The organism is Dickeya poaceiphila (assembly GCF_007858975.2).
Lineage (GTDB): Bacteria > Pseudomonadota > Gammaproteobacteria > Enterobacterales > Enterobacteriaceae > Dickeya > Dickeya poaceiphila.
In genome coordinates this window covers 3,656,878-3,680,346 of the sequence record NZ_CP042220.2, presented here as the reverse complement: position 1 = coordinate 3,680,346, position 23,469 = coordinate 3,656,878, and the positions used below count along the sequence as shown (strand labels likewise).

At 54.8% G+C, this 23,469-nt stretch carries 22 protein-coding genes, 3 tRNA genes and 1 CRISPR repeat array; of the genes, 17 read left to right on the top strand and 8 right to left on the bottom strand.

The window, feature by feature from the left end:
- Positions 1-10: 10 nt before the first annotated feature.
- Positions 11-1,009, bottom strand: coding sequence for a ubiquinone anaerobic biosynthesis protein UbiU (gene ubiU / locus Dpoa569_RS16515; RefSeq protein ID WP_042868526.1), 999 nt, complete (start codon positions 1,007-1,009; stop codon positions 11-13).
- Positions 1,010-1,337: 328 nt separating this feature from the next.
- Between ubiU and ubiT the strand changes: the two genes are divergently transcribed.
- The gene (gene ubiT, locus Dpoa569_RS16510) at positions 1,338-1,862 is read left to right on the top strand and encodes a ubiquinone anaerobic biosynthesis accessory factor UbiT (RefSeq protein ID WP_042868528.1); all 525 of its coding nucleotides are present in this window, start codon (positions 1,338-1,340) and stop codon (positions 1,860-1,862) included.
- Positions 1,856-2,359 carry a GNAT family N-acetyltransferase gene (locus tag Dpoa569_RS16505; protein WP_042868530.1) on the top strand — a complete coding sequence of 168 codons (504 nt, stop codon included), beginning with the start codon at positions 1,856-1,858 and terminating at the stop codon, positions 2,357-2,359. The genes ubiT and Dpoa569_RS16505 overlap by 7 nt, the downstream gene beginning before the upstream one ends.
- Here Dpoa569_RS16505 and Dpoa569_RS16500 read toward each other — a convergent pair.
- The gene (locus tag Dpoa569_RS16500) at positions 2,346-2,648 is read right to left on the bottom strand and encodes a GIY-YIG nuclease family protein (protein WP_042868533.1); all 303 of its coding nucleotides are present in this window, start codon (positions 2,646-2,648) and stop codon (positions 2,346-2,348) included. The genes Dpoa569_RS16505 and Dpoa569_RS16500 overlap by 14 nt on opposite strands.
- 209 nt (positions 2,649-2,857) lie before the next feature.
- A CRISPR array of direct repeats spans positions 2,858-3,191; the repeat unit is 29 nt; unit sequence GTGTTCCCCGCGCCAGCGGGGATAAACCG.
- Positions 3,192-3,382: 191 nt separating this feature from the next.
- Here Dpoa569_RS16500 and deoC point away from each other — a divergent pair.
- The 4 genes from deoC (at position 3,383) to deoD (ending at position 7,661) form a co-directional block, all read left to right on the top strand.
- Positions 3,383-4,162, top strand: a complete 780-nt coding sequence (gene deoC, locus Dpoa569_RS16495; protein WP_042868535.1) for a deoxyribose-phosphate aldolase — start codon at positions 3,383-3,385, stop codon at positions 4,160-4,162.
- 62 nt (positions 4,163-4,224) lie between these two features.
- On the top strand, positions 4,225-5,556 hold the full coding sequence (gene deoA / locus Dpoa569_RS16490) for a thymidine phosphorylase (RefSeq protein WP_042868538.1): 1,332 nt from the start codon (positions 4,225-4,227) through the stop codon (positions 5,554-5,556).
- A 71-nt stretch (positions 5,557-5,627) separates the two neighbouring features.
- Positions 5,628-6,851, top strand: coding sequence for a phosphopentomutase (gene deoB / locus Dpoa569_RS16485; protein ID WP_042868540.1), 1,224 nt, complete (start codon positions 5,628-5,630; stop codon positions 6,849-6,851).
- A gap of 84 nt (positions 6,852-6,935) precedes the next feature.
- Positions 6,936-7,661: a purine-nucleoside phosphorylase gene (gene deoD / locus Dpoa569_RS16480; RefSeq protein ID WP_042868542.1), complete on the top strand. Its 726-nt coding sequence runs from the start codon at positions 6,936-6,938 to the stop codon at positions 7,659-7,661.
- A gap of 64 nt (positions 7,662-7,725) precedes the next feature.
- Here deoD and rimI read toward each other — a convergent pair whose 3' ends face one another.
- Positions 7,726-8,169: a ribosomal protein S18-alanine N-acetyltransferase gene (gene rimI, locus Dpoa569_RS16475; protein ID WP_042868545.1), complete on the bottom strand. Its 444-nt coding sequence runs from the start codon at positions 8,167-8,169 to the stop codon at positions 7,726-7,728.
- Positions 8,138-8,551, bottom strand: coding sequence for a DNA polymerase III subunit psi (locus tag Dpoa569_RS16470; RefSeq protein ID WP_042868547.1), 414 nt, complete (start codon positions 8,549-8,551; stop codon positions 8,138-8,140). The genes rimI and Dpoa569_RS16470 overlap by 32 nt, the downstream gene beginning before the upstream one ends.
- A gap of 178 nt (positions 8,552-8,729) precedes the next feature.
- Between Dpoa569_RS16470 and rsmC the strand changes: the two genes are divergently transcribed.
- From rsmC to Dpoa569_RS16450, 4 genes are all read left to right on the top strand, one after another.
- Positions 8,730-9,758, top strand: coding sequence for a 16S rRNA (guanine(1207)-N(2))-methyltransferase RsmC (gene rsmC / locus Dpoa569_RS16465; protein WP_146411563.1), 1,029 nt, complete (start codon positions 8,730-8,732; stop codon positions 9,756-9,758).
- A gap of 155 nt (positions 9,759-9,913) precedes the next feature.
- Positions 9,914-9,999: transfer RNA gene (locus tag Dpoa569_RS16460), tRNA-Leu, on the top strand.
- Positions 10,000-10,031: 32 nt separating this feature from the next.
- Positions 10,032-10,117: transfer RNA gene (locus tag Dpoa569_RS16455), tRNA-Leu, on the top strand.
- Positions 10,118-10,184: 67 nt separating this feature from the next.
- A tRNA-Leu gene (locus Dpoa569_RS16450) sits at positions 10,185-10,270 on the top strand.
- A 115-nt stretch (positions 10,271-10,385) separates the two neighbouring features.
- On the opposite strand, the gene Dpoa569_RS16445 is transcribed toward Dpoa569_RS16450, so the two are convergent.
- Entirely contained in the window at positions 10,386-10,682 is a 297-nt protein-coding gene (locus tag Dpoa569_RS16445; RefSeq protein ID WP_042868549.1) for a DUF1435 domain-containing protein, read from the bottom strand.
- Between the two features lie 125 nt (positions 10,683-10,807).
- Entirely contained in the window at positions 10,808-11,701 is an 894-nt protein-coding gene (locus Dpoa569_RS16440) for a LysR family transcriptional regulator (RefSeq protein ID WP_042868551.1), read from the bottom strand.
- 117 nt (positions 11,702-11,818) lie between these two features.
- On the opposite strand from Dpoa569_RS16440, the gene budA reads away from it, so the two are divergent.
- From budA to Dpoa569_RS16410, 6 genes are all read left to right on the top strand, one after another.
- A complete protein-coding gene (gene budA, locus Dpoa569_RS16435) occupies positions 11,819-12,601 on the top strand; it encodes an acetolactate decarboxylase (RefSeq protein WP_042868553.1) in 783 nt (260 codons plus the stop codon).
- Between the two features lie 55 nt (positions 12,602-12,656).
- Positions 12,657-14,336: an acetolactate synthase AlsS gene (alsS, locus tag Dpoa569_RS16430; protein ID WP_042868555.1), complete on the top strand. Its 1,680-nt coding sequence runs from the start codon at positions 12,657-12,659 to the stop codon at positions 14,334-14,336.
- A gap of 766 nt (positions 14,337-15,102) precedes the next feature.
- Positions 15,103-16,203, top strand: a complete 1,101-nt coding sequence (gene gcvT / locus Dpoa569_RS16425) for a glycine cleavage system aminomethyltransferase GcvT (protein WP_042868557.1) — start codon at positions 15,103-15,105, stop codon at positions 16,201-16,203.
- 31 nt (positions 16,204-16,234) lie between these two features.
- On the top strand, positions 16,235-16,639 hold the full coding sequence (gcvH, locus tag Dpoa569_RS16420) for a glycine cleavage system protein GcvH (protein WP_042868559.1): 405 nt from the start codon (positions 16,235-16,237) through the stop codon (positions 16,637-16,639).
- Positions 16,640-16,787: 148 nt separating this feature from the next.
- Positions 16,788-19,661: an aminomethyl-transferring glycine dehydrogenase gene (gene gcvP, locus Dpoa569_RS16415; RefSeq protein ID WP_042868561.1), complete on the top strand. Its 2,874-nt coding sequence runs from the start codon at positions 16,788-16,790 to the stop codon at positions 19,659-19,661.
- 150 nt (positions 19,662-19,811) lie between these two features.
- Complete coding sequence (locus Dpoa569_RS16410; RefSeq protein WP_042868563.1) at positions 19,812-20,465, top strand: LysE family translocator; 654 nt, start codon at positions 19,812-19,814, stop codon at positions 20,463-20,465.
- A 60-nt stretch (positions 20,466-20,525) separates the two neighbouring features.
- On the opposite strand, the gene Dpoa569_RS16405 is transcribed toward Dpoa569_RS16410, so the two are convergent.
- Entirely contained in the window at positions 20,526-21,134 is a 609-nt protein-coding gene (locus Dpoa569_RS16405; protein WP_042868565.1) for an HD domain-containing protein, read from the bottom strand.
- Positions 21,135-21,488: 354 nt separating this feature from the next.
- On the opposite strand from Dpoa569_RS16405, the gene trhA reads away from it, so the two are divergent.
- Entirely contained in the window at positions 21,489-22,139 is a 651-nt protein-coding gene (gene trhA / locus Dpoa569_RS16400) for a PAQR family membrane homeostasis protein TrhA (RefSeq protein WP_042868568.1), read from the top strand.
- An 85-nt stretch (positions 22,140-22,224) separates the two neighbouring features.
- Here the strand turns inward: trhA and ygfZ are convergent, their stop codons facing one another.
- Positions 22,225-23,205, bottom strand: a complete 981-nt coding sequence (gene ygfZ / locus Dpoa569_RS16395) for a tRNA-modifying protein YgfZ (RefSeq protein ID WP_042868571.1) — start codon at positions 23,203-23,205, stop codon at positions 22,225-22,227.
- Positions 23,206-23,469: the final 264 nt, after the last annotated feature.

Sequence of the window (23,469 nt, the reverse complement as noted above, 5' to 3'; positions counted from 1 at the left end):
TGTCTCCTGACTACTGCCACTGGCGGTGGTAAGCGCCCAGCGTGGTCTGTGTACCTTCGGCAACGGCACCCAGTGCCTCCATCCACTCGGTGGTGGGGGTAAAATGCGCCGGGTCGGCTTTACAGCGGTCTATTGCTTGTCGCCACACCTGGGTCACCTGGCTGACATAAGCCGGGCTGCGCTGGCGGCCTTCGATTTTTACCGACGCAATATTCGCCGCCATCAGTTCCGGCAGCAATTCCAGCGTATTCAAGCTGGTAGGTTCTTCCAGTGCGTGATAGCGCTGGCCGTCCACCAGATAGCGGCCTTTGCACAAGGTCGGGTAACCTGCGTTTTCATTGTCTTGATAGCGGTCGATGAGCACATCATTCAACCGTGATTCCATACCGTTTTTCGTCTGCTGCCAGCGCACGAAACGCGCCGGTGAACAGGCGCCCACGGTATTGGGCGATTCGCCGGTCAGGTAGGACGACAGATAACAACGCCCTTCGGCCATAATGCACAGGCTGCCGAAGGCGAACACTTCTAGCGGCACCGGGCTGGTGCGCGAAAGCTGTTTGACCTGATGGATAGAGAGCACGCGCGGCAACACAACACGGGCGACATCAAAGTGGCGCTGATAAAAGCGAATGGCTTCCTCGTTGGTGGCTGATGCCTGTACTGATACATGGCGCTCTACCGCTGGATAGCGCTCGGCGGCGTACTCCAGCATCGCTAAATCTGCCAGAATCAGCGCATCGGCACCGGCGGTTTGCACGGCGGTGTCTACCGCCCGCTGCCAGCGTTGATAGCCGTCCGGGTGGGCGAAGGTGTTGATGGCGATATGCAGTTTACGGCGGTGGCGGTGCACGTAGTCGCTGGCGTCCTGCAATTTTTTGTCGTTGAAATTGAGGCCGGCGAAGTGGCGGGCGTTGGTATCATCTTTCAGCCCGATATACACCGCATCGGCGCCATGGTCGATGGCGGCTTTCAGTGCCGGCAGATTACCCGCGGGGCAAAGCAGTTCCATTGTTACGTCCTTTCATCACGGCCTGACGCAGCGGGCCGGTTTGCAATGAGAAAGAATCTTAGTGAACCTGGCTGCCAGCAACTTTGATTTAAACCAGCATATCAGGGAATTGCTGGCGGTTAACGGTCGTGATTTGGCGCAGAACAGGCTAAATTTACTTTATTACTACGGTGTGATTGTGTGATTTGTTTCTACAGGCGTCGCCAGACAACATTAAAAAATGTTTCCGGCATTTTTATTGATGTAGACCCTTGCTGCCTGTTTCCCGTTCTGTGGCAGAATAATGACCATATCGGTCAGGCAGCATTGCTTTATAAGGAGTACGCCAGTGTTGGAAAAACTACGGGCGCAGATTGTGCGTCAGGGGCCGCGTTTACTGAGTAAGCCGTTAACGTTAACGCCTTTCTTCCTGCAGCGCCGGGTGCTGGAGCAACTGCTGGGGTGGCAGTTCCGTCAGGCCTTGGAAGACGGCGAGCTGGATTTTCTTGATGGCCGTTGGTTGCGCATCGAAGTGCGTGATATCGGTTTGCAGTGGTTTGTTACGCTGCGGGATAACCGGCTGGAAATCAGCCATAACCAACTGGCGGATGTCAGTTTCAGCGCTGAAGCCAACGATCTGATTTTGATAGCGGCCCGTTATGAAGACCCGGACACGCTGTTTTTCCAGCGTCGTTTGCGGATTGAGGGCGATACTGAATTGGGGCTGCACGTCAAAAACCTGATGGATGCGATTGAGCTGGAAAGTATGCCTGCGCCGTTGCGGGTGACGTTGCTGCAACTGGCCGGATTTGTGGCGGCAGGCTTACAGGAGGGCGCGGAGCAGGCCAGCCCGCACGCGCCGGCATCATGTTGATCCGGGTTGAAATTCCGGTAGATGCACCGGGGATTGATGCCTTGCTGCGGCGTGCGTTTCCCACCAGTGCTGAAGCGGAATTAGTGCAGCAACTGCGTGAAGACGGCCAGTTAACGCTGGGCATTGTGGCGACTGACGACGAAGGCGGTGTGATAGGTTACGCCGCGTTTAGCCCGGTTACGCTGGGTGGTGAAGACCTGCAGTGGGTGGCGCTGGCGCCGATGGCGGTAGAGGAGAACCACAGACGACAGGGCATTGGCGAACAACTGGTGTATGCAGGTCTGGATGCGCTCAACGAGTTCGGCTACACCGCGGTGGTGGTGCTGGGCAACCGCCATTACTACGCGCGATTCGGCTTTGTACCGGCGGCGGAACAGCAGCTGTATTGCCGTTGGCTGGGCTTTGAGTCAGATTTTCAGGTCTACCCGCTGTCGGACAATCATTTTCAGGGGGCCAGCGGTCTGGTGGAATACGCAGAGCCGTTCAATCGTTTCTGAAGCACGGCAAAAAGTCGGCAAGTGTTGAAGGCTGGTGTTGCACCAGCCTTTCTTTTTGCATTTTGCTCAACTGCTTGACGCGGTATTCCCATTTCAACGCGGTGGAACGATCACCCGCGACACAGTGATACACCAGCGTCAGCGGCCCTTTGCCGCGCAATGCACGAGCGCCTTTCCCGCTTTGGTGCTGCGCCAGTCGTCGCGCCACATCGGTAGTGATGCCGGTATAAAGCCACCCACTGCCGGTACGCAGCAGGTACAGGAACCATATTGCTCCGGTGTCGTTCACCGTTTTTTCCCTCTGTATGATCGAAGTACTTATTTTACGGGGTTATGTCGGTGAAGGCAGCACGTAGCGGCGATACGGGTTGGTGGGGAACGGTGGAAAAAATCGGGATCTTGATTTATCAATAAGTTAGCGCTCTTTAACAACCAGAAAAAGTCGGTGGAATTTTTTAGCCTTTAAAAATCATTATAAAACAAGTATATAATTTTAGAGTGTTCCCCGCGCCAGCGGGGATAAACCGGTGGCGCGCCAGGTGGTGACGGTTGAGGTGATGTGTTCCCCGCGCCAGCGGGGATAAACCGAAGCCGGGGCTTCTGCCCCTAATTAACGGGGTGTGTTCCCCGCGCCAGCGGGGATAAACCGCCACCGCATTGTTTGCTGCTCCGGATGCATCAGTGTTCCCCGCGCCAGCGGGGATAAACCGGCTGGCCTGTATTCACCTTCTTGATCATGTGCGTGTTCCCCGCGCCAGCGGGGATAAACCGGAGCTGAATCCGGTACAAAAATCGGCCATCGCGTGTTCCCCGCGTCAGCGGGGATAAGTGCGGGTGTGATATACCGGTATAATCTGGGGCGGTTCCTTGGGTTGAATTGTGATAATATTCACACATGTCTTGATTTATGTGTATGTAATTTCTTTTTTGTGTGAATAAAACCACAAAACAGGCTGAGGTCTCCGGGTGAAATAGCGGTATATGCCAGAGAGACAGCCATGTGGCTAAATAACGGAGCATTGTATGACTGAGTTGACTGTGGCGGCGCAACGTGCGCTGGGGCTGATGGATTTAACCACCCTGAATGATGACGATACCGATGAAAAGGTGATCGCGCTATGCCGTCAGGCTAATAGCCCGGCGGGAAAAACCGCCGCCATTTGTATCTATCCGCGTTTTGTGCCGCTGGCGCGCAAGGTACTGCGCGAGCAGGGTACGCCGGATGTCCGCATTGCTACCGTGACCAATTTCCCGCACGGCAATGACGACATTGATATCGCGCTGGCGGAAACCAACGCAGCTATCGCCTATGGCGCCGACGAGGTGGACGTGGTGTTTCCCTATCGGGCGCTGATGGCCGGTAACCGGCAGGTTGGTTTCGAGCTGGTGAAAACCTGCAAGAGCGCCTGTGAAGCAGCGGGTGTGCTGCTGAAAGTGATCATCGAAACCGGCGAACTGAAAACCGATGCGCTGATTCGTGAAGCCAGCGAGATTGCCATTGATGCCGGAGCCGACTTTATCAAAACCTCAACCGGTAAAGTGGCAGTGAACGCTACGCTGCATTCGGCTGAAGTGATGCTGAGTGTGATCCGTGATAAAGGCGTGGGTGAGCGCGTTGGGTTTAAACCGGCTGGCGGCGTACGTACCGCGCAAGATGCGGCAGATTACCTGCAACTTGCCGACACGATTATGGGGGCCGGCTGGGCGGATGCTCGTCATTTTCGTTTCGGCGCATCCGGCTTGCTCGGCAGCTTGCTGACCACGCTGGGCCACGCCGCCGAACAGGCGCGCAGCGGTTACTGATGCAGAGCGTGCCTGATGGGTGCGCCGCATGAGTCCACATGGATTAGGCAGGAGAACAGACTGTGTTTCTGATTCAGGAAATTATCCGTAAAAAACGGGACGGCCATCCGCTCAGTGCGGAAGAGATTCGTTTTTTCATCAAAGGGGTGCGCGATAACACCGTGTCAGAGGGGCAGATTGCCGCGCTGGCGATGACCATCTTCTTTCATGATATGACCATGGATGAGCGGGTGGCGCTGACGCTGGCGATGCGCGATTCCGGCACGGTGCTGGATTGGTCCGGCTTAAACCTGAATGGCCCGCTGGTGGACAAACATTCGACCGGCGGTGTTGGTGATGTCACGTCGCTGATGCTGGGACCGATGGTGGCGGCCTGTGGCGGCTATGTCCCGATGATTTCAGGTCGCGGTCTGGGGCATACCGGCGGCACGCTGGATAAGCTGGAGTCGATTCCGGGGTTGGATATCTTCCCTGAAGATGAGGTGTTCCGGCAGATCATCCGTCAGGTTGGGGTGGCGATTATCGGCCAGACCAATTCGTTGGCCCCGGCGGATAAACGTTTTTACGCTACCCGCGATATCACCGCCACTGTCGATTCCATCCCGCTGATCACCGCTTCGATTCTGGCGAAAAAACTGGCGGAAGGGCTGGACGCGCTGGTGATGGACGTCAAGGTCGGTTCTGGTGCGTTTATGCCGACTTATGAACAGTCGGAACAGCTGGCGCAGGCGATTGTCGGCGTTGCCAATAATGCGGGTTGCCGTACCAGTGCGCTGCTGACCGACATGAGCCAGGTGCTGGCATCCAGTGCGGGTAATGCGCTGGAGGTGCGTGAAGCGGTGCGTTTTCTGACTGGCGAGCAGCGTAATCCGCGTCTGTTTGAGGTGACGATGGCGTTGTGCGAATCCATGCTGCTGGCTGGTAAGCTGGCGCACGATGCTGCCGAGGCGCGATCCAAATTGCAGGCGGTGCTGGACAACGGCCAGGCAGCGGAAGTATTTGGCCGAATGGTGGCCGCTCAGCACGGTCCGGCAGATTTTGTCGAACACTATGATCGCTATCTGCAACCCGCGACGCTCAGTAAACCGGTGTTTGCGGAACGTGAAGGCTTTGTCAGTGCGATGAATGCGCGAGCGTTAGGTATGGTGGTGGTCGCCTTGGGTGGTGGCAGACGTCAGGCCAGTGATATCATTGATAGTAGTGTCGGGTTGAGTGATATGGTCAGTTTAGGTGACCGGGTGGATGCGCAACGTCCGCTGGCGGTCATTCACGCCAGAACCGAGTCTGACTGGCAGCAGGCTGCGCAGACGCTGCGTGAGGCGATTTGCCTTGATGATCATCCGCCGCTGCCTTGTCCGCTGATTTATCGTCGTCTGGATGTCACGGACATCTAGTCTACCGTCGCCGCCTGACCTTATGTACATGTACAAGCAGTACCCTTACGCACGACGCAGGAGATAACAACATGAAACGTGCATTTATTATGGTTCTCGACTCGTTTGGGATTGGCAGCGCTGCCGATGCCGAACGATTTGGCGACGCTGGTTCAGATACGCTGGGCCATATCGCACACGCCTGCGCACAAGGCAAGGCCGATGTTGGCCGACAAGGGCCGCTGCGGTTGCCGAACCTGAGCCGTTTGGGGCTTGGCAAGGCGGCGGAAGGCTCTACCGGGCGGTTTCCGCCGGGGCTGGACCCGCAGGCCGATATCATCGGCGCGTACGCCTACGCCAGCGAAATTTCTTCCGGTAAGGACACGCCGTCCGGCCACTGGGAAATCGGCGGTGTGCCGGTGTTGTTCGACTGGGGCTATTTCCACGATGAACATAACAGTTTTCCACAGGTACTGCTGGATCGACTGGTCGAGCGCGCCGGGCTGCCGGGTTACCTCGGCAACTGCCATTCATCCGGTACGGTGATCCTCGACCAGCTTGGCGAGGAACACATGAAAACCGGCAAACCGATTTTTTACACCTCAGCCGATTCGGTCTTCCAGATAGCCTGCCACGAAGAAACCTTTGGGCTGGAGAAACTGTACGAACTGTGTGAAATCGCCCGTGAGGAACTGACTGACGGCGGTTACAACATTGGGCGGGTGATCGCCCGGCCATTTGTCGGCGACAAAGCCGGACAGTTCCAGCGTACCGGTAACCGTCACGATCTGGCGGTGGAGCCGCCAGCGCCAACCATGCTGAAAAAGCTGGTGGATGAGAAGGGCGGCAACGTGGTGTCGGTGGGGAAAATCGCGGATATCTACGCTAATGTCGGCATCACCAAAAAGGTGAAAGCCACCGGCATCGATGCGCTGTTTGACGCCACGCTGAAAGAGATGGAACAGGCAGGCGACGACACCATCGTGTTCACCAATTTTGTTGATTTCGACTCGTCCTACGGCCATCGCCGCGATGTGGCGGGGTATGCCGCCGCGCTGGAGTTGTTTGACCGTCGCCTGCCGGAGATGCTGGCTCGCGTCACCGGCGATGACATTCTGATTCTGACTGCCGACCACGGCTGTGACCCGACCTGGCCCGGCACCGATCACACCCGTGAACACGTGCCGGTACTGATTTACGGGCCGGGTGTGACGCCGGGCGACTACGGCCACCGCACTACCTTCGCCGATATCGGCCAGACCGTCGCCCGCTATTTCGGGCTGTCGCCGATGGATTACGGCACGACAATGTTATAACAGGGTGAATGTTATGACAGGAATCCAGGCCGAACGTTATAATTTATCACTATGATTACACACTGAATTTGAGAAGGAAGAAGAATGGCTACGCCACATATCAATGCGAAAATGAATGACTTTGCGGACGTGGTGCTGATGCCGGGCGACCCGCTGCGCGCTAAATACATTGCGGAAACTTTTCTGGAAAACGCAGTGGAAGTGAATAACGTGCGCGGTATGTTGGGCTTCACCGGGACTTACAAAGGCCGCCGCATCTCCGTGATGGGGCATGGCATGGGGATTCCATCCTGTTCCATCTATACCAAGGAACTGATTACCGAATACGGCGTGAAGAAGATTATCCGCGTTGGTTCCTGTGGTGCCGTGCGTAGTGACGTAAAGCTGCGCGATGTGGTTATTGGCATGGGTGCCTGCACCGATTCCAAAGTAAACCGGATTCGTTTTAAAGATCACGACTTTGCCGCCATTGCTGACTTCGACCTGCTTCGTCACGCGGTAGACGCAGCTAAAGCACGCGGCATCAACACGCGCGTCGGCAACCTGTTCTCTGCTGATCTGTTCTACACGCCGGACTCACAGATGTTCGACGTGATGGAGAAATACGGCATTCTGGGTGTAGAAATGGAAGCGGCGGGTATTTATAGTGTGGCGGCGGAGTATGGGGCCAAAGCGCTGGCAATATGCACCGTATCTGACCATATCCGCACCCACGAGCAGACTACCGCCGCTGAGCGCCAGACCACCTTTAACGAGATGATCGAAATTGCGCTCGAATCGGTGCTGCTGGGCGATAAAGCTGAGGCTTGAGGCGATAAAACAACGCTGCCGTCTGGCAGCGTTGTTATTTTCAGCCTCTGTATCCCCCGCCTTGTTACCCCAGCGGTAGCGCCATAATAATGGCGTCTTCCCTACCACTGGCGGTCGGATAATAATCCGCCCGTATCGAGACGTCGTTGAATCCCAAACGTTGATATAGCGCGATAGCGCGTGCATTGGAGGCACGAACTTCCAGCCATAGCGTGAGAATGTCGCGGCGTTCCAGTTCGGCAATCAAGTGTTCCAGCAACTGACGCCCGTAGCCATGGCGCTGATGTGCCGGGGCGACGGCGATATTGAATAACGTGGCTTCGTCCAGCACCACCTGGGTGATAGCGTAGGCCACCAGTTGCTGGTCATGGCACAGTTTCAGGTTGAGGTAGCGTTCGCCCTGGTTGCTGGCGAAGGTTTTTGCGCTCCACGGGAAGGCGTGGCTTGCGCATTCAATCTCAAATGCCTGCGGCAGGTCAGCCGCGGTCAGGGTGGAAATCATGTTCATGGTGACAAATCTGTTGCCACAGGGCGCGTTTCGCCCCGGCGTTGTGATAAAGCTCGGCCAGTGCCGGGCTGGTCAGTTGCACGCCATCCCACTGATCGCTGACGGGCAGCCCCAGCCACCAGCTATGGCAGCGGGTGTGCTCCGGCAGCATTTGCGCCTGACGCGGCGTCAGGCTCATGATGTGCTGTGGTGAGAGATTCAGGCTGCGCACCACATCCTGTAATAACGGATCATCGCTGGCAGGCAGCGGATCGGCGATGATCAGCAACCGGGCGTCAGGCGGCAGGCTGACGGCAATTTCGCCTTTCAGCACCGACGGATGACGCAAGGTCCACTGGGTGATCCCCAGTTGCTGCAATAACCAGTCCCGTCTCGATGTCATGCCTTACTCCGCGTGCGATGGTCGGTGCACGATACTCACGATGATAGATGATGCTTACGATAATAGTGGTGCACGAGGATAAGAGTGCTCGATAGTGCGGGGCTATGCTAACAAATCGCTGAACCTGCGCCAACAAACCACTATAATCCCCGCTCAGTTTATTGAGGAGCCAGACCTGATGTCCGCATTTACCCCTGCCAGTGAAGTGATACTGCGCCACAGTGATGAATTTGTTTCCCGCCGGGTGCTGTTTGCCGGCGATTTACAGGATATGCTGCCCGCGCATTTTGACGCAGCCGCCGTCACCGTGCACACCATGCAATATCACCATTGGCAGCAGTTACAGCCTGCATTGGGCGACAACGTGCACTTTTCGCTACAGGCGCAGGCAGAAACCGTGGCTGGATGCGACACTTTGATCTACTACTGGCCGAAAAGTAAGCAGGAGGCGCAATTCCAGCTGTTCAACCTGTTGTCGCTGCTGCCGGTGGGATGCGACATTTTCGTTGTCGGCGAGAATCGTAGCGGAGTACGCAGCGCCGAAGACATTCTGGCGCCAGTCGCCGCCATCAATAAGATCGACAGCGCTCGCCGTTGCGGTCTCTATCACGGCTGTCTGGAAAAGCAGCCTGCTTTTGCGCAGGAAGCGTGGTGGCAGGAATATGATGTGGATGGTGTATCAGTACGCACACTGCCGGGCGTATTTAGCCGCGACGGTCTGGACGTCGGCAGCCAGCTCCTGCTTTCGACGCTGGAACCACACCGTAAAGGCAAAGTGTTGGATCTTGCCTGTGGCGCTGGGGTACTGGCGGCGGCGTTTGCCCGACTGTCGCCAAAAGTTCGCCTGACGCTGAGCGATGTCGGTGCAGCGGCGCTGGAAGCCAGCCGGGCGACGCTGGCGGCCAATGGCCTGGAAGGGCAGGTGATCGCTAGCAATGTGTATTCCGATATTCAGGGGCGTTTCGATCTCATCATCTCCAACCCGCCGTTCCATGATGGTATGCAGACCAGCCTGCACGCAGCGGAAATGATGATTCGCGGCGCGGCTTCTCACCTGAATCAGGATGGTGAATTGCGCATCGTCGCCAACGCCTTCCTGCCATATCCCGCGCTGCTGGATGAAACCTTCGGCAGTCATGAAGTCATTGCCCAGACTGGCCGTTTCCGGGTTTACCGCGCCATACAGCGCCGTAATAAGAACCGTTAACGGCATCGCCCGGCTTTTGCCGGGCGCAGTAAAATATTGAGTGCTGCTTTTTACGGCAAACACGGCTGCAAGACGGAAATAATGATTGACGTTGGTGCGAAAACCTCTAGAATGCGCCTCCGTGGTGACATTATGTGATTAATGTTGCTTGGTTTGCGAAGGTGGCGGAATTGGTAGACGCGCTAGCTTCAGGTGTTAGTGTCCTTAGGACGTGAGGGTTCAAGTCCCTCTCTTCGCACCAAACTCACCACAGATTTGTATTTCACAGTACCTGCGAAGGTGGCGGAATTGGTAGACGCGCTAGCTTCAGGTGTTAGTGTCCCTAGGACGTGAGGGTTCAAGTCCCTCTCTTCGCACCACTGGGATACAAATCAATGTGTTGCAGTACCAATCGTAGTAAAGTAGTAAACAAGTGCAGTACACAGTGCGAAGGTGGCGGAATTGGTAGACGCGCTAGCTTCAGGTGTTAGTGTCCTTAGGACGTGAGGGTTCAAGTCCCTCTCTTCGCACCACTCTCCTTTAATCTTTATTTCAAATCTTTATTTCAGCTACAGCCCAGCGATTCCCCTTCACGATATAAAATCAACGGTTCGTCTCTGTTTTCTTGTCGTTGTGCGTTACACCCGTTTAGGGCAGGTGTTGCCAGCCATTGAGCGTAAGTGACAACGCCGCCAGACCGCCTGCCAGCGCGATGCAGGATGGCAGCAGCAGATAGTGACGCATCCGGCGATGAAACAGCATACTTAATGTGACCAGCATCGCCAGTGCGCAGATGTACTTCAGGCAGGTCAGATTTAGCGCAGGCAGAGCCAGCAACGGCATCAGTCCGGCTGGCAGCAGTATGCCCCAGGCGCTGGACAGACGTTTACCAAAATACCAGCTTATTCCCCATAGCCCACAGGCGGCGATCATGGCGGTCAACATTGCGGCCTCTCTTCTTGATAATGATAACTAATATCATATATCAGATTTTAGACGATACAACCGCCGCCCCTTGGTTTTTGTAGCGTCTGCCGTTTGGCGACGGCAGAGTGTTATCTCGGCAGTAATCAGGTGCGGTGCAGATAGTCACGTATCAGTTTCAGCATGTTTAGTAGCGTGGCGGAACGGTCATGTTTGCGCCAGATAACGGCGATCTGCGTCGTAAGGTGCGGCGTGTTGGTGTCGTGGTAAGTCACATTACCGGTCTGGATGCTGGCCAATGATTCGGGAATAAAGGTTACGCCAAAACCTGAGGCTACCATACTGATGGTGGCGGTGATATGTGGCGCCAGCGGATTGATTTTGGGCTGGTAGCCCGACAGGTAGCAGGCGCGGATAATCAGGTCGTGCAGGCTGGGGCAAAGTTCTCGCGGAAAAATGATCAGCGGTTCCTGCTGCAATTGCCCAAGATTGATGCGTGTTTGAGCGCTGAACGGGTGATTTTCCGGCAGCACCAGCCGCATCGGCTCATCGGCCAGTAGTTCGCCTTCAAACTCTTCGCCGATGTCGCCCGGCAGGCGTACGAAGGCGATGTCTGTGGTGCGGTTGCGCAGGCTATCCAGAATCTCATGAATATGTTCTTCCCGCGGCTGTAGTCGGACGCCGGGATAATGCTGCCGGTAACGGCGTAATAACGCCAGTACAGCGGGGTGAAAGGTGACCGCACAAGAGAATCCGACATTGATGGCGCCGCTCTCTCCGCGAGCAATGCTGCGCACTCGCTCCACGGCTGAATCGGCCAGTTCCAGAATATGACTGGCATCCTGATACAGGGCTTCGCCCGCCTCCGTCAGTTCCACGCCGCGGGTCAGACGTTTGAACAATGGCGTGCCGATTTCACGCTCAAGTTTTTGAATCTGTTGACTTAATGGTGGCTGTGATATGCCAAGCATTTCCGCTGCACGGGTGAAATGTCGGGTTGAGGCCACTGCGACAAAATAGCGCAGGTAACGTAACTCCATATATTTTCGATCTCCAAATGGCCATATCTCTGTATTGGAACTTTGGTGTGACGAAGGTCAATATTCAAGTGAAACATTAAATAAATTTAAGTTGATCATCGTCAGAAGGGAAGAGATATGAAAGATGTTAACTGCGTCGATCCTTGCGTCAGGGAACTGACCAGCTTTGCACTTCATCATCAGAAACAGCATCCGGAGTGCGTTATTTATCAGACCTCATTAATGAGCGGCCTTATTAATGGGGTTTATGAAGGTAACATCACCATGGAGGAACTGCTTAAACATGGCGATTTCGGATTAGGGACGTTTAATGATCTTGACGGTGAGCTGGTCGCGCTCAACAGCCGCATCTTTCAATTGCGTGAAGATGGCAGTGCCCGTGCGGCGCTGCCATACCAGAAAACGCCCTTCGCGGTAATGACCTTTTTCCGGCCAACGGAGCAGATCCATTTCGGACAATCTATTGACCGTGAAGCGATTCATCAACGCATTGATGACTTGATTGCAACAGAGAATCTGTTTTGTGCCCTGCGGATAGATGGCCGGTTTAGCCATGTAGAAACCCGCACGGTGCCTCGCCAGGAACGTCCTTATAAACCGATGCTGGAAGCGATTGCCCAACAACCCACGTTCCATTTCGAACAGTGTCAGGGCAGCGTTATCGGTTTCCGTAGTCCTGCCTATGTTCAGGGGATTAATGTGGCTGGTTATCACGAGCATTTCATTACCGATGACCGTAAAGGCGGTGGGCATATCCTTGATTATCGATTGGAAGAAGGGGTACTGACGTTTGGCTCTATCGCCAAACTGGTCATCGATCTTCCCCGCGACAGGGATTTCCTGAAAGCCAATTTATCCCCTGAAAATCTCGATAGCGTTATTCACTCCGTAGAGAGCTAACGCATCGCGCAGGTACTGAAAGCACAAGCACACTGTTATGCAGAGGATAAATGTTATGAAAAATATGGATGGTCAACAGCATTGGTCTAGCGGTGCGGAGCTGATCGTAAAACATCTTGAGCAGCAAGGCGTCAACTATGTCTTCGGCATTCCTGGTGCAAAAGTCGATCGCGTGTTTGATTCGTTGGTCGATTCGTCGATTCAAACCATTCCTGTGCGGCATGAAGCCAATGGCGCTTTTATGGCGGCGGCAGTTGGTCGCCTGACCGGCAAGGCAGGCGTAACGCTGGTGACCTCTGGTCCCGGCTGTTCTAATCTGGTCACCGGGTTGGCTACTGCGACGTCGGAAGGTGACCCCATGGTGGCATTGGGTGGTGCGGTTAAACGCGCCGACCGTCTGAAGTTGACCCACCAGAGCCTGGATACCGTCAGCCTGTTTCAGCCGGTGACCAAATACAGCGCTGAAATCACTGTATCGTCAGCGATTTCAGAAGTGATGGCCAACGCCTTTCGCGCCGCTGAGTTTGGCCGACCAGGCGCTGCGTTCATTAGCCTGCCGGAAGATATTGTCAACGAACCGGCTGACAGCCCGATTCTTGCTTATACCAGCCTGCCAACCCTTAACAGCGCACCACATGCGGATGTCGAACGGGTAGCCGGGCTGATAAAAAAAGCCAAAAACCCGATACTGTTGCTGGGGTTGATGGCCAGCCAGCCGAAGAACGCGCAAGCGCTGCGACGGTTACTGCATCATAGCCGTTTGCCGGTGACCAGTACCTATCAGGCCGCCGGGGTGATTGATCAACAACATTTTGACCATTTTGCCGGTCGGGTAGGGTTGTTCAACAATCAGGCCGGCGACAAGTTGCTACAGCAGGCAGACCTTATCGTCACGGTCGGTTACAGCCCGGTGGAGTATGCGCCGGCGCTGTGGAATTCAGGTCATGCCACGCTGGTGCACATTGATGTGCTGCCCGCCGAGGTGGAAAACACCTACCGCCCCGATGTGGAACTGGTGGGCGACATTAGCATCACTATCGATATGCTCAACGACCAATTAAGCTCGCCGATTGTGCTGTCGCCCCAGTCGGAGGCGATTCTGGAAGAACGTCGTCAACTGCGCCATCAACTGGCGACCCGCGCTATCAACATGGACGGCTTCGCCATCCATCCGCTGCGGCTGGTGCGGGTAATGCAGGATCTGGTCAATAAAGACGTCACCTTGTGTGTGGACATGGGCAGTTTCCATATCTGGCTGGCGCGCTATCTTTATAGCTTCCGCGCCCGTCAGGTGTTGATGACTAATGGGCAGCAGACGATGGGAGTCGCGCTGCCGTGGGCGATTGCCGCCGCACTGGTGAATCCGAACCAGAAGGTGGTGTCGGTATCCGGGGATGGCGGTTTCATGCAATCCAGCATGGAGCTGGAAACGGCGGTGCGGCTGAAATCCAACATTCTGCACATCATCTGGGTAGATAACGCCTACAACATGGTGGAAATTCAGGAAGAGAAAAAATATCACCGTGCTTCCGGCGTCAAATTCGGCCCTATCGATTTCAAAGCCTATGCGGAAGCCTTCGGCGCCAAAGGGTTTGCCGTGGAATCGGCGGCTGAACTGGTGCCGAAACTCTGGCAGGCGATGGATGTGGATGGCCCGGCGGTGATTGCCATTCCAGTGGACTACTCCGATAACCATTATCTGATGGAGAACGTCAACATCAGCCACCTGATCTGATGCGTCATACGCCCGGTTCAGATATGTCGAACCTACCGGCTGCAAAGCATTGCAGCCTCGTAGAGCGCTGTTCGCCTATCGTGTAGACACGGTGGGTTCTCTGTTGCTCCACGCGTCCTGAAGCTCCCTGTGATGGGAGCTTGGTTGACCGGTTCGCGCTGAGGCGCGGCCAGATAAACAGCCCGATATTGGCAGGACGCGCGTTTTTTTGCCATATCCCGTCTCACATTGGCCAATCGCCTTGTCAGTAATTCGATTGATACGATGCCCTACTCTCCTGACATCATCACAGCGATTTTTAATGGTAATGCTCCGTCTTTGGCTGTCTTGCCTGACAGCAATGTACTTTGCTGCTGGCGGGAGGATATCTACGACGATCACAAAATTAGCTAATGACGATGATGTCATGTTGCCTGAAATAATCTAATTTTATGGTTTTTTCGCATTATTTTATCTAATTTAAATTGCGGGAATCCCCTCTGATATCAAACCATAAAATCATTTTTTAATAATAAGTAGTGTTGATTTTATTTTTTTATTTGGATTTATATTTTGATTATTTTTTATTTTTTGAATTTATACGCTAATCACTTGTTTGTGTTATTTGATGTGGGTTTATCTTTTTATATAGATAAACTTATGGTTGTGGGAGTGGTGGAATGTCGGCTTCGGTGGTAAGTTCAGGGCAGAATAAACGTTTGCGTCGTGGGCCTGGCGCCTCAACGCGCAGCTAACCACAACGCGCAGCTAACGTAGAGAGAAAAAAATGGCAAACCGCACCCCGTTGTATGAACAGCATCTGGCCGATGGCGCCAAAGTGGTGGACTTTCATGGCTGGATGATGCCGCTGCATTATGGCTCTCAGTTGGATGAACATCACACTGTACGCAACAACGCTGGCATGTTTGATGTGTCGCACATGACGATTGTGGATCTGCGCGGTGTCCGCGTCCGCGAATTTTTGCGTTATCTGTTGGCAAATGACGTCGCAAAACTTACCCAACCTGGCAAGGCGCTCTATACCGCCATGCTGACGCCATCTGCTGGCGTGATCGACGATCTTATCGTTTATTTCCAGACTGAAGACTATTTCCGGCTGGTAGTGAACTCCGCTACCCGCGAGAAAGATTTGGCCTGGATTACCGAACACGCCAAACCGTTCATGGTGGAGATTAGTGAACGTGAAGATCTGTCGCTGATCGCGGTGCAAGGGCCGCAGGCACAGGAAAAAGTGCGCAGCCTGCTGAGCGATGCTCAACGCGAACAAGTGGCTGGCATGAAACCCTTCTTTGGTGTGCAGGCCGGCGACCTCTTTATCGCCACCACTGGCTATACTGGCGAAGCAGGCTATGAAATTGCGTTGCCGCAGGAACAGGCGGTCAGCTTCTGGCAACAACTGCTGGCAGCCGGTGTTAAACCCTGTGGACTGGGCGCGCGTGACACGTTGCGTCTGGAAGCGGGCATGAATCTGTACGGTCAGGATATGGATGAATCCGTCTCTCCGCTGGCGGCCAACATGGGCTGGACCATCGCCTGGCAGCCGGAGGATCGTCAGTTTATTGGCCGTGATGCGCTTGAACGTCAGCAGTCTGAAGGCACTGAACAACTGGTTGGTTTGGTGATGACTGAAAAAGGCGTGTTGCGTCACGGTCAACCGGTCCGCTTTACCGATAATCATGGCGTGATGCAGGAAGGGGTGATCACCAGCGGGTCGTTTTCGCCCACGCTGGGGGTCAGCATTGCGCTGGCCCGTGTTCCTGCCGGTATCGGAGAGCAGGCTGTTGTGCAGATTCGCAATCGTGAAATGCCGGTGCATGTGACCAAACCGAATTTCGTCCGCGCTGGCAAGGCATTGGTTCAGTTTTAATTTTTAGCGTTAATGGAAGGAGAACGTGGCAATGAGTAATGTCCCGGCAGAACTGAAATATACCTCATCCCATGAGTGGGTGATGGCGGAAGGCAATGGCGTTTACAGCGTGGGCATCACCGAGCACGCACAGGAATTGCTGGGTGATATGGTGTTTGTCGATCTGCCGGAAGTCGGTAGTACGGTTAACGCCGGTGATGATTGCGCGGTGGCGGAGTCCGTCAAGGCGGCATCCGACATCTACGCGCCGATCAGCGGTGAAATCGTGGAAATCAATGAAGAGCTGGAAGGCGCCCCGGAACTGGTGAACAGTGCGCCTTACGCTGAAGGTTGGCTGTTCCGCATCAAAGCTTCTGACGAAACCGAGCTGAACGAATTGCTTGATGCCGCTGGCTATCAGGCGCTGCTGGAAGAAGAAGACGACGAAGAAGAATAAGCCTGACGCCCCCGTCCGCTTCCCAGGACGGGGCGTTGTTATGGTCCGCTTGTTTTGTGATTTGTTTTTTTGCGAATGGTTTGCTTGTTTTCTGAACTTGTTTAATTGCGCTGCACACAACTGTGCTCAATGCAGGAAATTCCCCCACATGACTCAGACTCTCAGTCAACTCGAACACGGCAGTGCCTTCACGGAGCGCCATATCGGCCCGTCAGCCGCTCAGCAACAGCAGATGCTGGCTGCCATTGGCGAGAATTCGCTGGATGAGCTTATCCGCCACATCGTACCCGCCGATATTCAGTTGCCTCAACCGCCGGCGGTTGGCGATGCTGCCACCGAGTATCAGGCGTTGGCCGAACTCAAAGCTATCGCCAGCCGCAACCAGCGTTACAAAAATTACATCGGCATAGGCTATCACGCGGTGCTGACGCCGCCGGTGATTTTGCGCAACGTGCTGGAGAATCCGGGCTGGTATACCGCGTATACGCCGTATCAGCCGGAAGTATCGCAGGGGCGTCTGGAAGCGTTGTTGAATTTCCAGCAGATGACGCAGGATCTAACCGGGCTGGAGCTGGCTTCCGCCTCGTTGTTGGATGAAGCGACCGCCGCCGCAGAAGCGATGGCGATGGCGAAGCGCGTCAGCAAGCTCAAGCAGGCCAATCGTTTCTTCGTTGCTGACGATGTGCATCCGCAGACGCTGGATGTGGTGCGTACTCGTGCGCTGACCTTCGGTTTTGACATCGTCACCGGTAATGCCGCTGACGCCGTGAAATATGACGACATCTTCGGCGTATTACTGCAACAGGTGGGTACCACCGGCGAGTTGCACGACTATCGTGCGCTGATGTCTGAGCTGAAAAGCCGTAAAGTGATCATCAGCGTGGTGTCGGACATCATGGCGCTGGTGCTGCTTGATGCGCCGGGCAAGCAAGGTGCTGACATCGTGCTGGGGTCCGCCCAGCGTTTCGGCGTACCGATGGGGTACGGTGGTCCGCACGCGGCGTTTTTCGCCTGCCGCGATGAATACAAACGCGCCATGCCGGGCCGTATTATCGGCGTTTCGCGCGATGCTGCCGGTAACACCGCGCTGCGCATGGCGATGCAGACCCGCGAACAACATATTCGCCGTGAAAAAGCCAACTCCAATATCTGTACTTCACAGGTGCTGCTGGCCAACATTGCCGGGATGTACGCGGTGTATCACGGGCCGCAAGGGCTGAAACGCATCGCCGAACGCATCCATCGTTTGACCGATATTCTGGCTGCCGGTCTGACGGCCCGCGGCCTGACGCTGCGTCATCAGCACTGGTTCGATACGTTGACGGTTGAGGTTGCCGATAAGGCTGCGGTGCTTAGCCGCGCGCTGAGCGCGGGTATCAACCTGCGCGCCGACCTGGATGGCGCGGTGGGCATCGCATTGGATGAAACCACCAGCCGTTATGACGTACTGGCGCTGTTCGCTGTGCTGCTGGGTGACGATCACGGGCTGGACATCGATACGCTGGATGCAGCAGTAAGCCAGCAGTCGGCGTCGATCCCGGCGGCGCTGTTGCGCGGTGACGACATCCTGACTCACCCGGTGTTCAACCAGTACCATAGCGAAACTGAGATGATGCGCTATCTGCATCGTCTGGAAAGTAAGGATCTGGCGTTGAATCAGGCGATGATCCCGCTCGGTTCCTGCACCATGAAGCTCAATGCGGTGGCGGAAATGCTGCCGATTACCTGGCCGGAATTTGCCGAACTGCATCCGTTCTGCCCGACTGAGCAGGCGCTGGGTTATCGTCAACTGATCACGCAGTTGTCCGACTGGCTGGTGCAACTGACTGGCTATGACGCGGTGTGTATGCAGCCGAACTCCGGCGCGCAGGGGGAATACGCCGGTTTGCTGGCGATCCGCCGTTATCACGAAAGCCGCAATGAAGGCGAGCGCAATCTCTGCCTGATTCCGAGTTCTGCCCACGGCACCAACCCGGCTTCCGCCCAAATGGCGGGGATGCTGGTAGTGGTGGTGGCCTGCGACAAACAAGGGAATATCGACCTGCACGACCTGCGGGAAAAAGCGCAGCAGGCAGGCGATAAGCTTTCCTGCATCATGGTGACCTATCCGTCCACCCATGGGGTATATGAAGAAACCATCCGTGAAGTGTGCCAGATAGTCCATCAGTACGGCGGCCAGGTGTATTTGGATGGTGCCAACATGAACGCGCAGGTAGGCATTACCTCACCGGGATACATTGACGCGGATGTGTCGCACCTTAACCTGCACAAGACCTTCTGCATTCCACACGGCGGCGGTGGCCCAGGTATGGGACCGATTGGCGTGAAAGCGCATCTGGCGCCGTTTGTGCCGGGGCACCAGGTGGTGGAAATGGATGGCGTGCTGACCCGTCAGGGGGCAGTTTCCGCCGCGCCGTTCGGCAGCGCGTCTATCCTGCCGATTAGCTGGATGTATATCCGTATGATGGGTGCTCAGGGGCTGAAGCAGGCTAGCCAACTGGCGATCCTGAACGCCAACTATGTGGCGACGCGCCTGAAAGATGCCTATCCGGTGCTGTACACTGGCCGCGATGGTCGCGTGGCACACGAGTGCATTCTGGATATTCGTCCGTTGAAAGAGGGCACTGGCATCAGTGAGATGGATATCGCTAAGCGTTTGATCGACTACGGTTTTCATGCGCCGACTATGTCCTTCCCGGTCGCGGGCACGCTGATGATCGAACCGACCGAGTCGGAAAGCAAAGTCGAACTGGACCGTTTCATTAATGCGATGCTGGCGATTCGCGCGGAAGTAGACCGTGTTGCCGCCGGTGAATGGCCGCATGACGATAACCCACTGGTGAACGCGCCACATACCCAAACTGAACTGGCAGCCGACTGGTCGCATCCGTATAGCCGTGAATTAGCGGTATTCCCAGCCGGGCAGACTCACAAGTACTGGCCGGCGGTAAAACGTCTGGATGACGTCTACGGTGACCGTAACCTGTTCTGCTCCTGTGTGCCGATGAGCGAATACCAGTAAGCGCGGTTTTTTACTGCATAAAGCGGGAGGCGTGAGTCTCCCGCTTTTTTGTCTGGCGTGGTTTGGAATCCGGCTGGTAGAGTGAGTGTTTTCTTCCCTGAGATCGGCTCAGAACGGGAGAGTGGTCAGAATTAACGCAGGTGGAAAATCATGTTAGGGATTCACGATCTTTCGTTGTTTATCTTCTCCGGCATTTTGCTCAACATTATGCCGGGGCCGGATTCGCTACTGATTATGACGAAGAGTTCATCTCAGGGATGGCGCGCAGGTTCGGCAGCGGCGCTGGGTATCGGTTGTGGCACGTTGGTGCATGTTCTGGCAGCGGCGTTGGGGCTGTCCGCCATTCTGGCTACCTCGGCCACGGCGTTTACGGTGTTGAAGGTGCTGGGGGCGGTCTATCTGGTTTATATCGGCATACAGGCGTTGCGATATCAATCCGCCTCTCGTGCTGCGGCTGTCGGCAGTGATGACCAGCCCGTCAGTCGTCCTGTGCTGTCGATGTGGAAAATCTACTGGCAAGGGTTTCTTACCAACGTGCTGAACCCTAAAGTGGCGCTGTTTTTTCTGGCGTTCGTACCTCAGTTCATTGACCCACAGGCACCGCAAAAAGCGCTGGCATTTATCATGTTAGGGTTGATGTTCAATGCTAGCGCGATGCTGTGGTATCACTTTCTCGCGGTATCGACCGCGATGGCCAGTAGTAAGCTGAAAGCCAGCAAGGCAGTGCGCTTTTGTTTGAATAAAACTATTGGCGTGCTGTTTATTTCAATGGGCGTGAAATTGGCGATGACAGCAAGCAATTGATTATAAAATGCAATTTTTCTGATTATGAGCGGCACATTGTGCCGCTCACGGCGAACCCGATTATTTCAGCCAGCCTTTCGCCTGCGCATTTTCCAGATGTTGCTTCAGATAGCCCCACAGCGCCGGGTTAATCTCGCGGATAAAATCGTTGCGGTTCAGCACCTGCTCCAGCTTGATACCGTTTTCTACCCAGCTTTGACCGCCATTGTGCAGGTTCATCAATACCGGCATGACGCGATCAATCATCAATGCAAAGCGCGCTTCGGCGGTATCTCCGGCTTCGTATTCGTGCCATAGCGCCAGAAACTGGTCATGCTGTGGTTGAGGCAGCAGGCCGAATATACGCGCAGCGGCAGCGTGTTCCTGCTCCTGAATGGCTGCACGTGCTTTGAGGTCATACACCAGAACGTCGCCAGCGTCGATCTCCACAATATCGTGGATCAAGGCCATTTTCAGTACGCGGGTGATGTCGATAGTTTCATCGGCATAAGCAGCCAGGCTCATCACGGCGACGGCAAAATGCCAGCTATGCTCCGCAGAATCTTCCTGACGATCAGTACCAATCACTTTGGAACGGCGCTGAACACTCTTGAGTTTGTCGATTTCCATTAGAAACCGGACGACATCGGTCATGGGGCCGAAATCCAGTACGGGTAAAGCAGACGACATCCGTTAACCTCCTGTAATGAAGAGACATCATTGTAGGGGATGTATTGAGAGATGAATACGCAAGAATACCACTCAAAAGCAGCGGGTTTTTATTTTAGCGTACAGCTGTACACTGGAATTGCTCTCAGTTAATCTGCTCAAAGTTTGCTCAGGTTAGCAGGGGGGGCGGGAGATGCAGCCGGTGCACCAGTGTATACCCGTCATACTTCAAGTTGCAGGTGTGTTGGCTGCCCTCGCTCACCCCAATCACTTACTTGGGTAAGCTCCTGGGGATTCACTCGGTTGCCGCCTTCCTGCAACTCGAATTATTTAGGGTATAGATATAATAGGGCCAGTGTGGGACAAGAGGTTGGTATGAACAAGAAAGTGGAGGAGTCTGGGTATACACTGGCGGAAGAAATTGCCAACAGTATCAGCCATGGAATCGGTTGTGTGTTTGGGATTGTCGGGTTGGTGTTACTGCTGGTACAGGCAGTCAATCATGGTGCTACTTCTCTGGCCATCACCAGCTACAGCCTGTACGGCGGTAGCCTGATTTTGCTGTTTCTCGCTTCAACGCTATACCACGCTATCCCTCATCAACGTGCGAAGCTGTGGCTGAAAAAATTTGATCACTGCGCTATCTATCTGTTGATTGCCGGAACCTATACCCCTTTTTTATTGATAGGACTCAATTCGCCGCTGGCGTATGGGTTGATGATCACCATTTGGAGCCTGGCATTGCTGGGCATCATTTTCAAGCTGGCGTTTGTGCACCGGTTTGAGGTGTTATCGCTCATCACTTATCTGGTGATGGGCTGGTTGTCGTTGATTGTGGTTTATCAACTGGCCATGAAGTTGTCTGCCGGCGGCGTGACGCTGTTGGCGATAGGCGGTGTGATATATACGCTGGGGGTCGTATTTTACGTCTGTAAGCGTATCCCGTTTAATCACGCTATCTGGCATGGGTTTGTACTGGGCGGCAGCGTATGCCACTTTCTGGCGATTTACCTGTACGTGCGATAGACCGGTACAGATAGACCTGCTGTAGCCGTGTCACCTTAAAACAAACATCAGGGAGCTGCCACTCCCTGATGTTTTTATCGGACGGTTACTCGTCCAGCGCATAGGGCAACGGCTGAATGGCGAGTTGGCTACTGCTGTCGTCACGCACTCGCAACACGCTGTCCACCTCCAGATCATTATTCAGCACGGCCTGAACCCATAGCGTACCATCATGCAGTTGGCTGGCTGCCAGCACTGTGCCGGTACGTCGCCAGTTGTCGCCGAGCTTCAGTTCCAGCTCATCGCCCACCGAAGGCGGTTGCGCGCCAGAGCCAGCCAGCCAGTATAGCGCGCGTTTGTTAGCGCCGCGGTATTTGGCTCGTGCGACCATTTCCTGGCCGGCATAGCAACCTTTGGTGAAGCTAATACCCTGCAGAGCTTGTAAATTGGTGGCCTGTGGAATGAACTGTGCGCCGTTGGCGCTGTCTATAATAGGTTGGCAGGCTGCAATATCCAGTGCCAGCCATTGGCGACTATCATTAAATGTGACGTGGGGTTGCAGTGTTTCGATAAGGGACGCGGCGCATTGTGCATCCAGTACCAGCAGGAAGCGCTCGGCAGGGTGGGCCAAATGCAGCAGTGTCGCTCCCGGTTGGTGCACTACGGTGTTGTCTGCGTCGGGCAGGGTATCGAACAAAGGAGCAAGATGGGCTCGGATGTTGAGACCTGCTGCACCCAGTAGAACGACGCTGTCATCAGCCGCAATAGTAGTTTTGGAGAATACTGCGTATTTTTTCAGCTCCGCTAATTGGGTATCCCGCACACTGCGACGCTCCAGATAGGCTAATCCGTCGCCGTAATGGAACAGACGCATATTGCTCCACATCTTGCCTTTGGCATCGCAGTGGGCACACAGCACATGCTGGTTTGACTGTAACGCATTGACGTCGGCGGTGAGCTGCCCCTGAAGGTATTTGACAGTGTCCGGCCCGGTGAGTGTGACGAGCGCCCAGTCATCCAGAGATATCAAGGTGGCGGGCAGTTGAGCGGAAGAAAACAACGGTTGTACGGTAAACGGATGAGCCATATTACAATCCTGCGATGCGTAATGTCAGCGAATAGTCCAATGGTAAAAGAGCGACAACGGTTTGCAAGCAGTTTAGGCTGTGTTCCGTTGTGTGTTGCAGACTGGCGGAGCAGGCAATTGAGGTCAAAGGGTAAATGGAGCGAATCGTGCGATATACCGCGCATCGTAAAATAGTACACGCGCTAATACGCGAAAATATGTCAAAGTGTTACTATTGGTTGAAGGCCATCAGGTAGAATAGGGTTATACCAGCGGTCATTATCG

Bases quoted from the DNA above. Each gene is read 5' to 3' on its own strand.
- deoB (WP_042868540.1), top strand. From the start codon at position 5,628: ATGAAACGTGCATTTATTATGGTTCTCGACTCGTTTGGGATTGGCAGC.
- gcvP (WP_042868561.1), top strand. From the start codon at position 16,788: ATGACTCAGACTCTCAGTCAACTCGAACACGGCAGTGCCTTCACGGAG.
- Dpoa569_RS16505 (WP_042868530.1), top strand. From the start codon at position 1,856: ATGTTGATCCGGGTTGAAATTCCGGTAGATGCACCGGGGATTGATGCC.
- deoD (WP_042868542.1), top strand. From the start codon at position 6,936: ATGGCTACGCCACATATCAATGCGAAAATGAATGACTTTGCGGACGTG.
- ygfZ (WP_042868571.1), bottom strand. From the start codon at position 23,205: ATGGCTCATCCGTTTACCGTACAACCGTTGTTTTCTTCCGCTCAACTG.
- Dpoa569_RS16440 (WP_042868551.1), bottom strand. From the start codon at position 11,701: ATGGAGTTACGTTACCTGCGCTATTTTGTCGCAGTGGCCTCAACCCGA.
- rsmC (WP_146411563.1), top strand. From the start codon at position 8,730: ATGTCCGCATTTACCCCTGCCAGTGAAGTGATACTGCGCCACAGTGAT.
- gcvT (WP_042868557.1), top strand. From the start codon at position 15,103: ATGGCAAACCGCACCCCGTTGTATGAACAGCATCTGGCCGATGGCGCC.
- budA (WP_042868553.1), top strand. From the start codon at position 11,819: ATGAAAGATGTTAACTGCGTCGATCCTTGCGTCAGGGAACTGACCAGC.
- Dpoa569_RS16445 (WP_042868549.1), bottom strand. From the start codon at position 10,682: ATGTTGACCGCCATGATCGCCGCCTGTGGGCTATGGGGAATAAGCTGG.
- ubiU (WP_042868526.1), bottom strand. From the start codon at position 1,009: ATGGAACTGCTTTGCCCCGCGGGTAATCTGCCGGCACTGAAAGCCGCC.
- Dpoa569_RS16405 (WP_042868565.1), bottom strand. From the start codon at position 21,134: ATGTCGTCTGCTTTACCCGTACTGGATTTCGGCCCCATGACCGATGTC.
- alsS (WP_042868555.1), top strand. From the start codon at position 12,657: ATGAAAAATATGGATGGTCAACAGCATTGGTCTAGCGGTGCGGAGCTG.
- rimI (WP_042868545.1), bottom strand. From the start codon at position 8,169: ATGAACATGATTTCCACCCTGACCGCGGCTGACCTGCCGCAGGCATTT.
- deoC (WP_042868535.1), top strand. From the start codon at position 3,383: ATGACTGAGTTGACTGTGGCGGCGCAACGTGCGCTGGGGCTGATGGAT.
- Dpoa569_RS16470 (WP_042868547.1), bottom strand. From the start codon at position 8,551: ATGACATCGAGACGGGACTGGTTATTGCAGCAACTGGGGATCACCCAG.
- gcvH (WP_042868559.1), top strand. From the start codon at position 16,235: ATGAGTAATGTCCCGGCAGAACTGAAATATACCTCATCCCATGAGTGG.
- Dpoa569_RS16410 (WP_042868563.1), top strand. From the start codon at position 19,812: ATGTTAGGGATTCACGATCTTTCGTTGTTTATCTTCTCCGGCATTTTG.
- trhA (WP_042868568.1), top strand. From the start codon at position 21,489: ATGAACAAGAAAGTGGAGGAGTCTGGGTATACACTGGCGGAAGAAATT.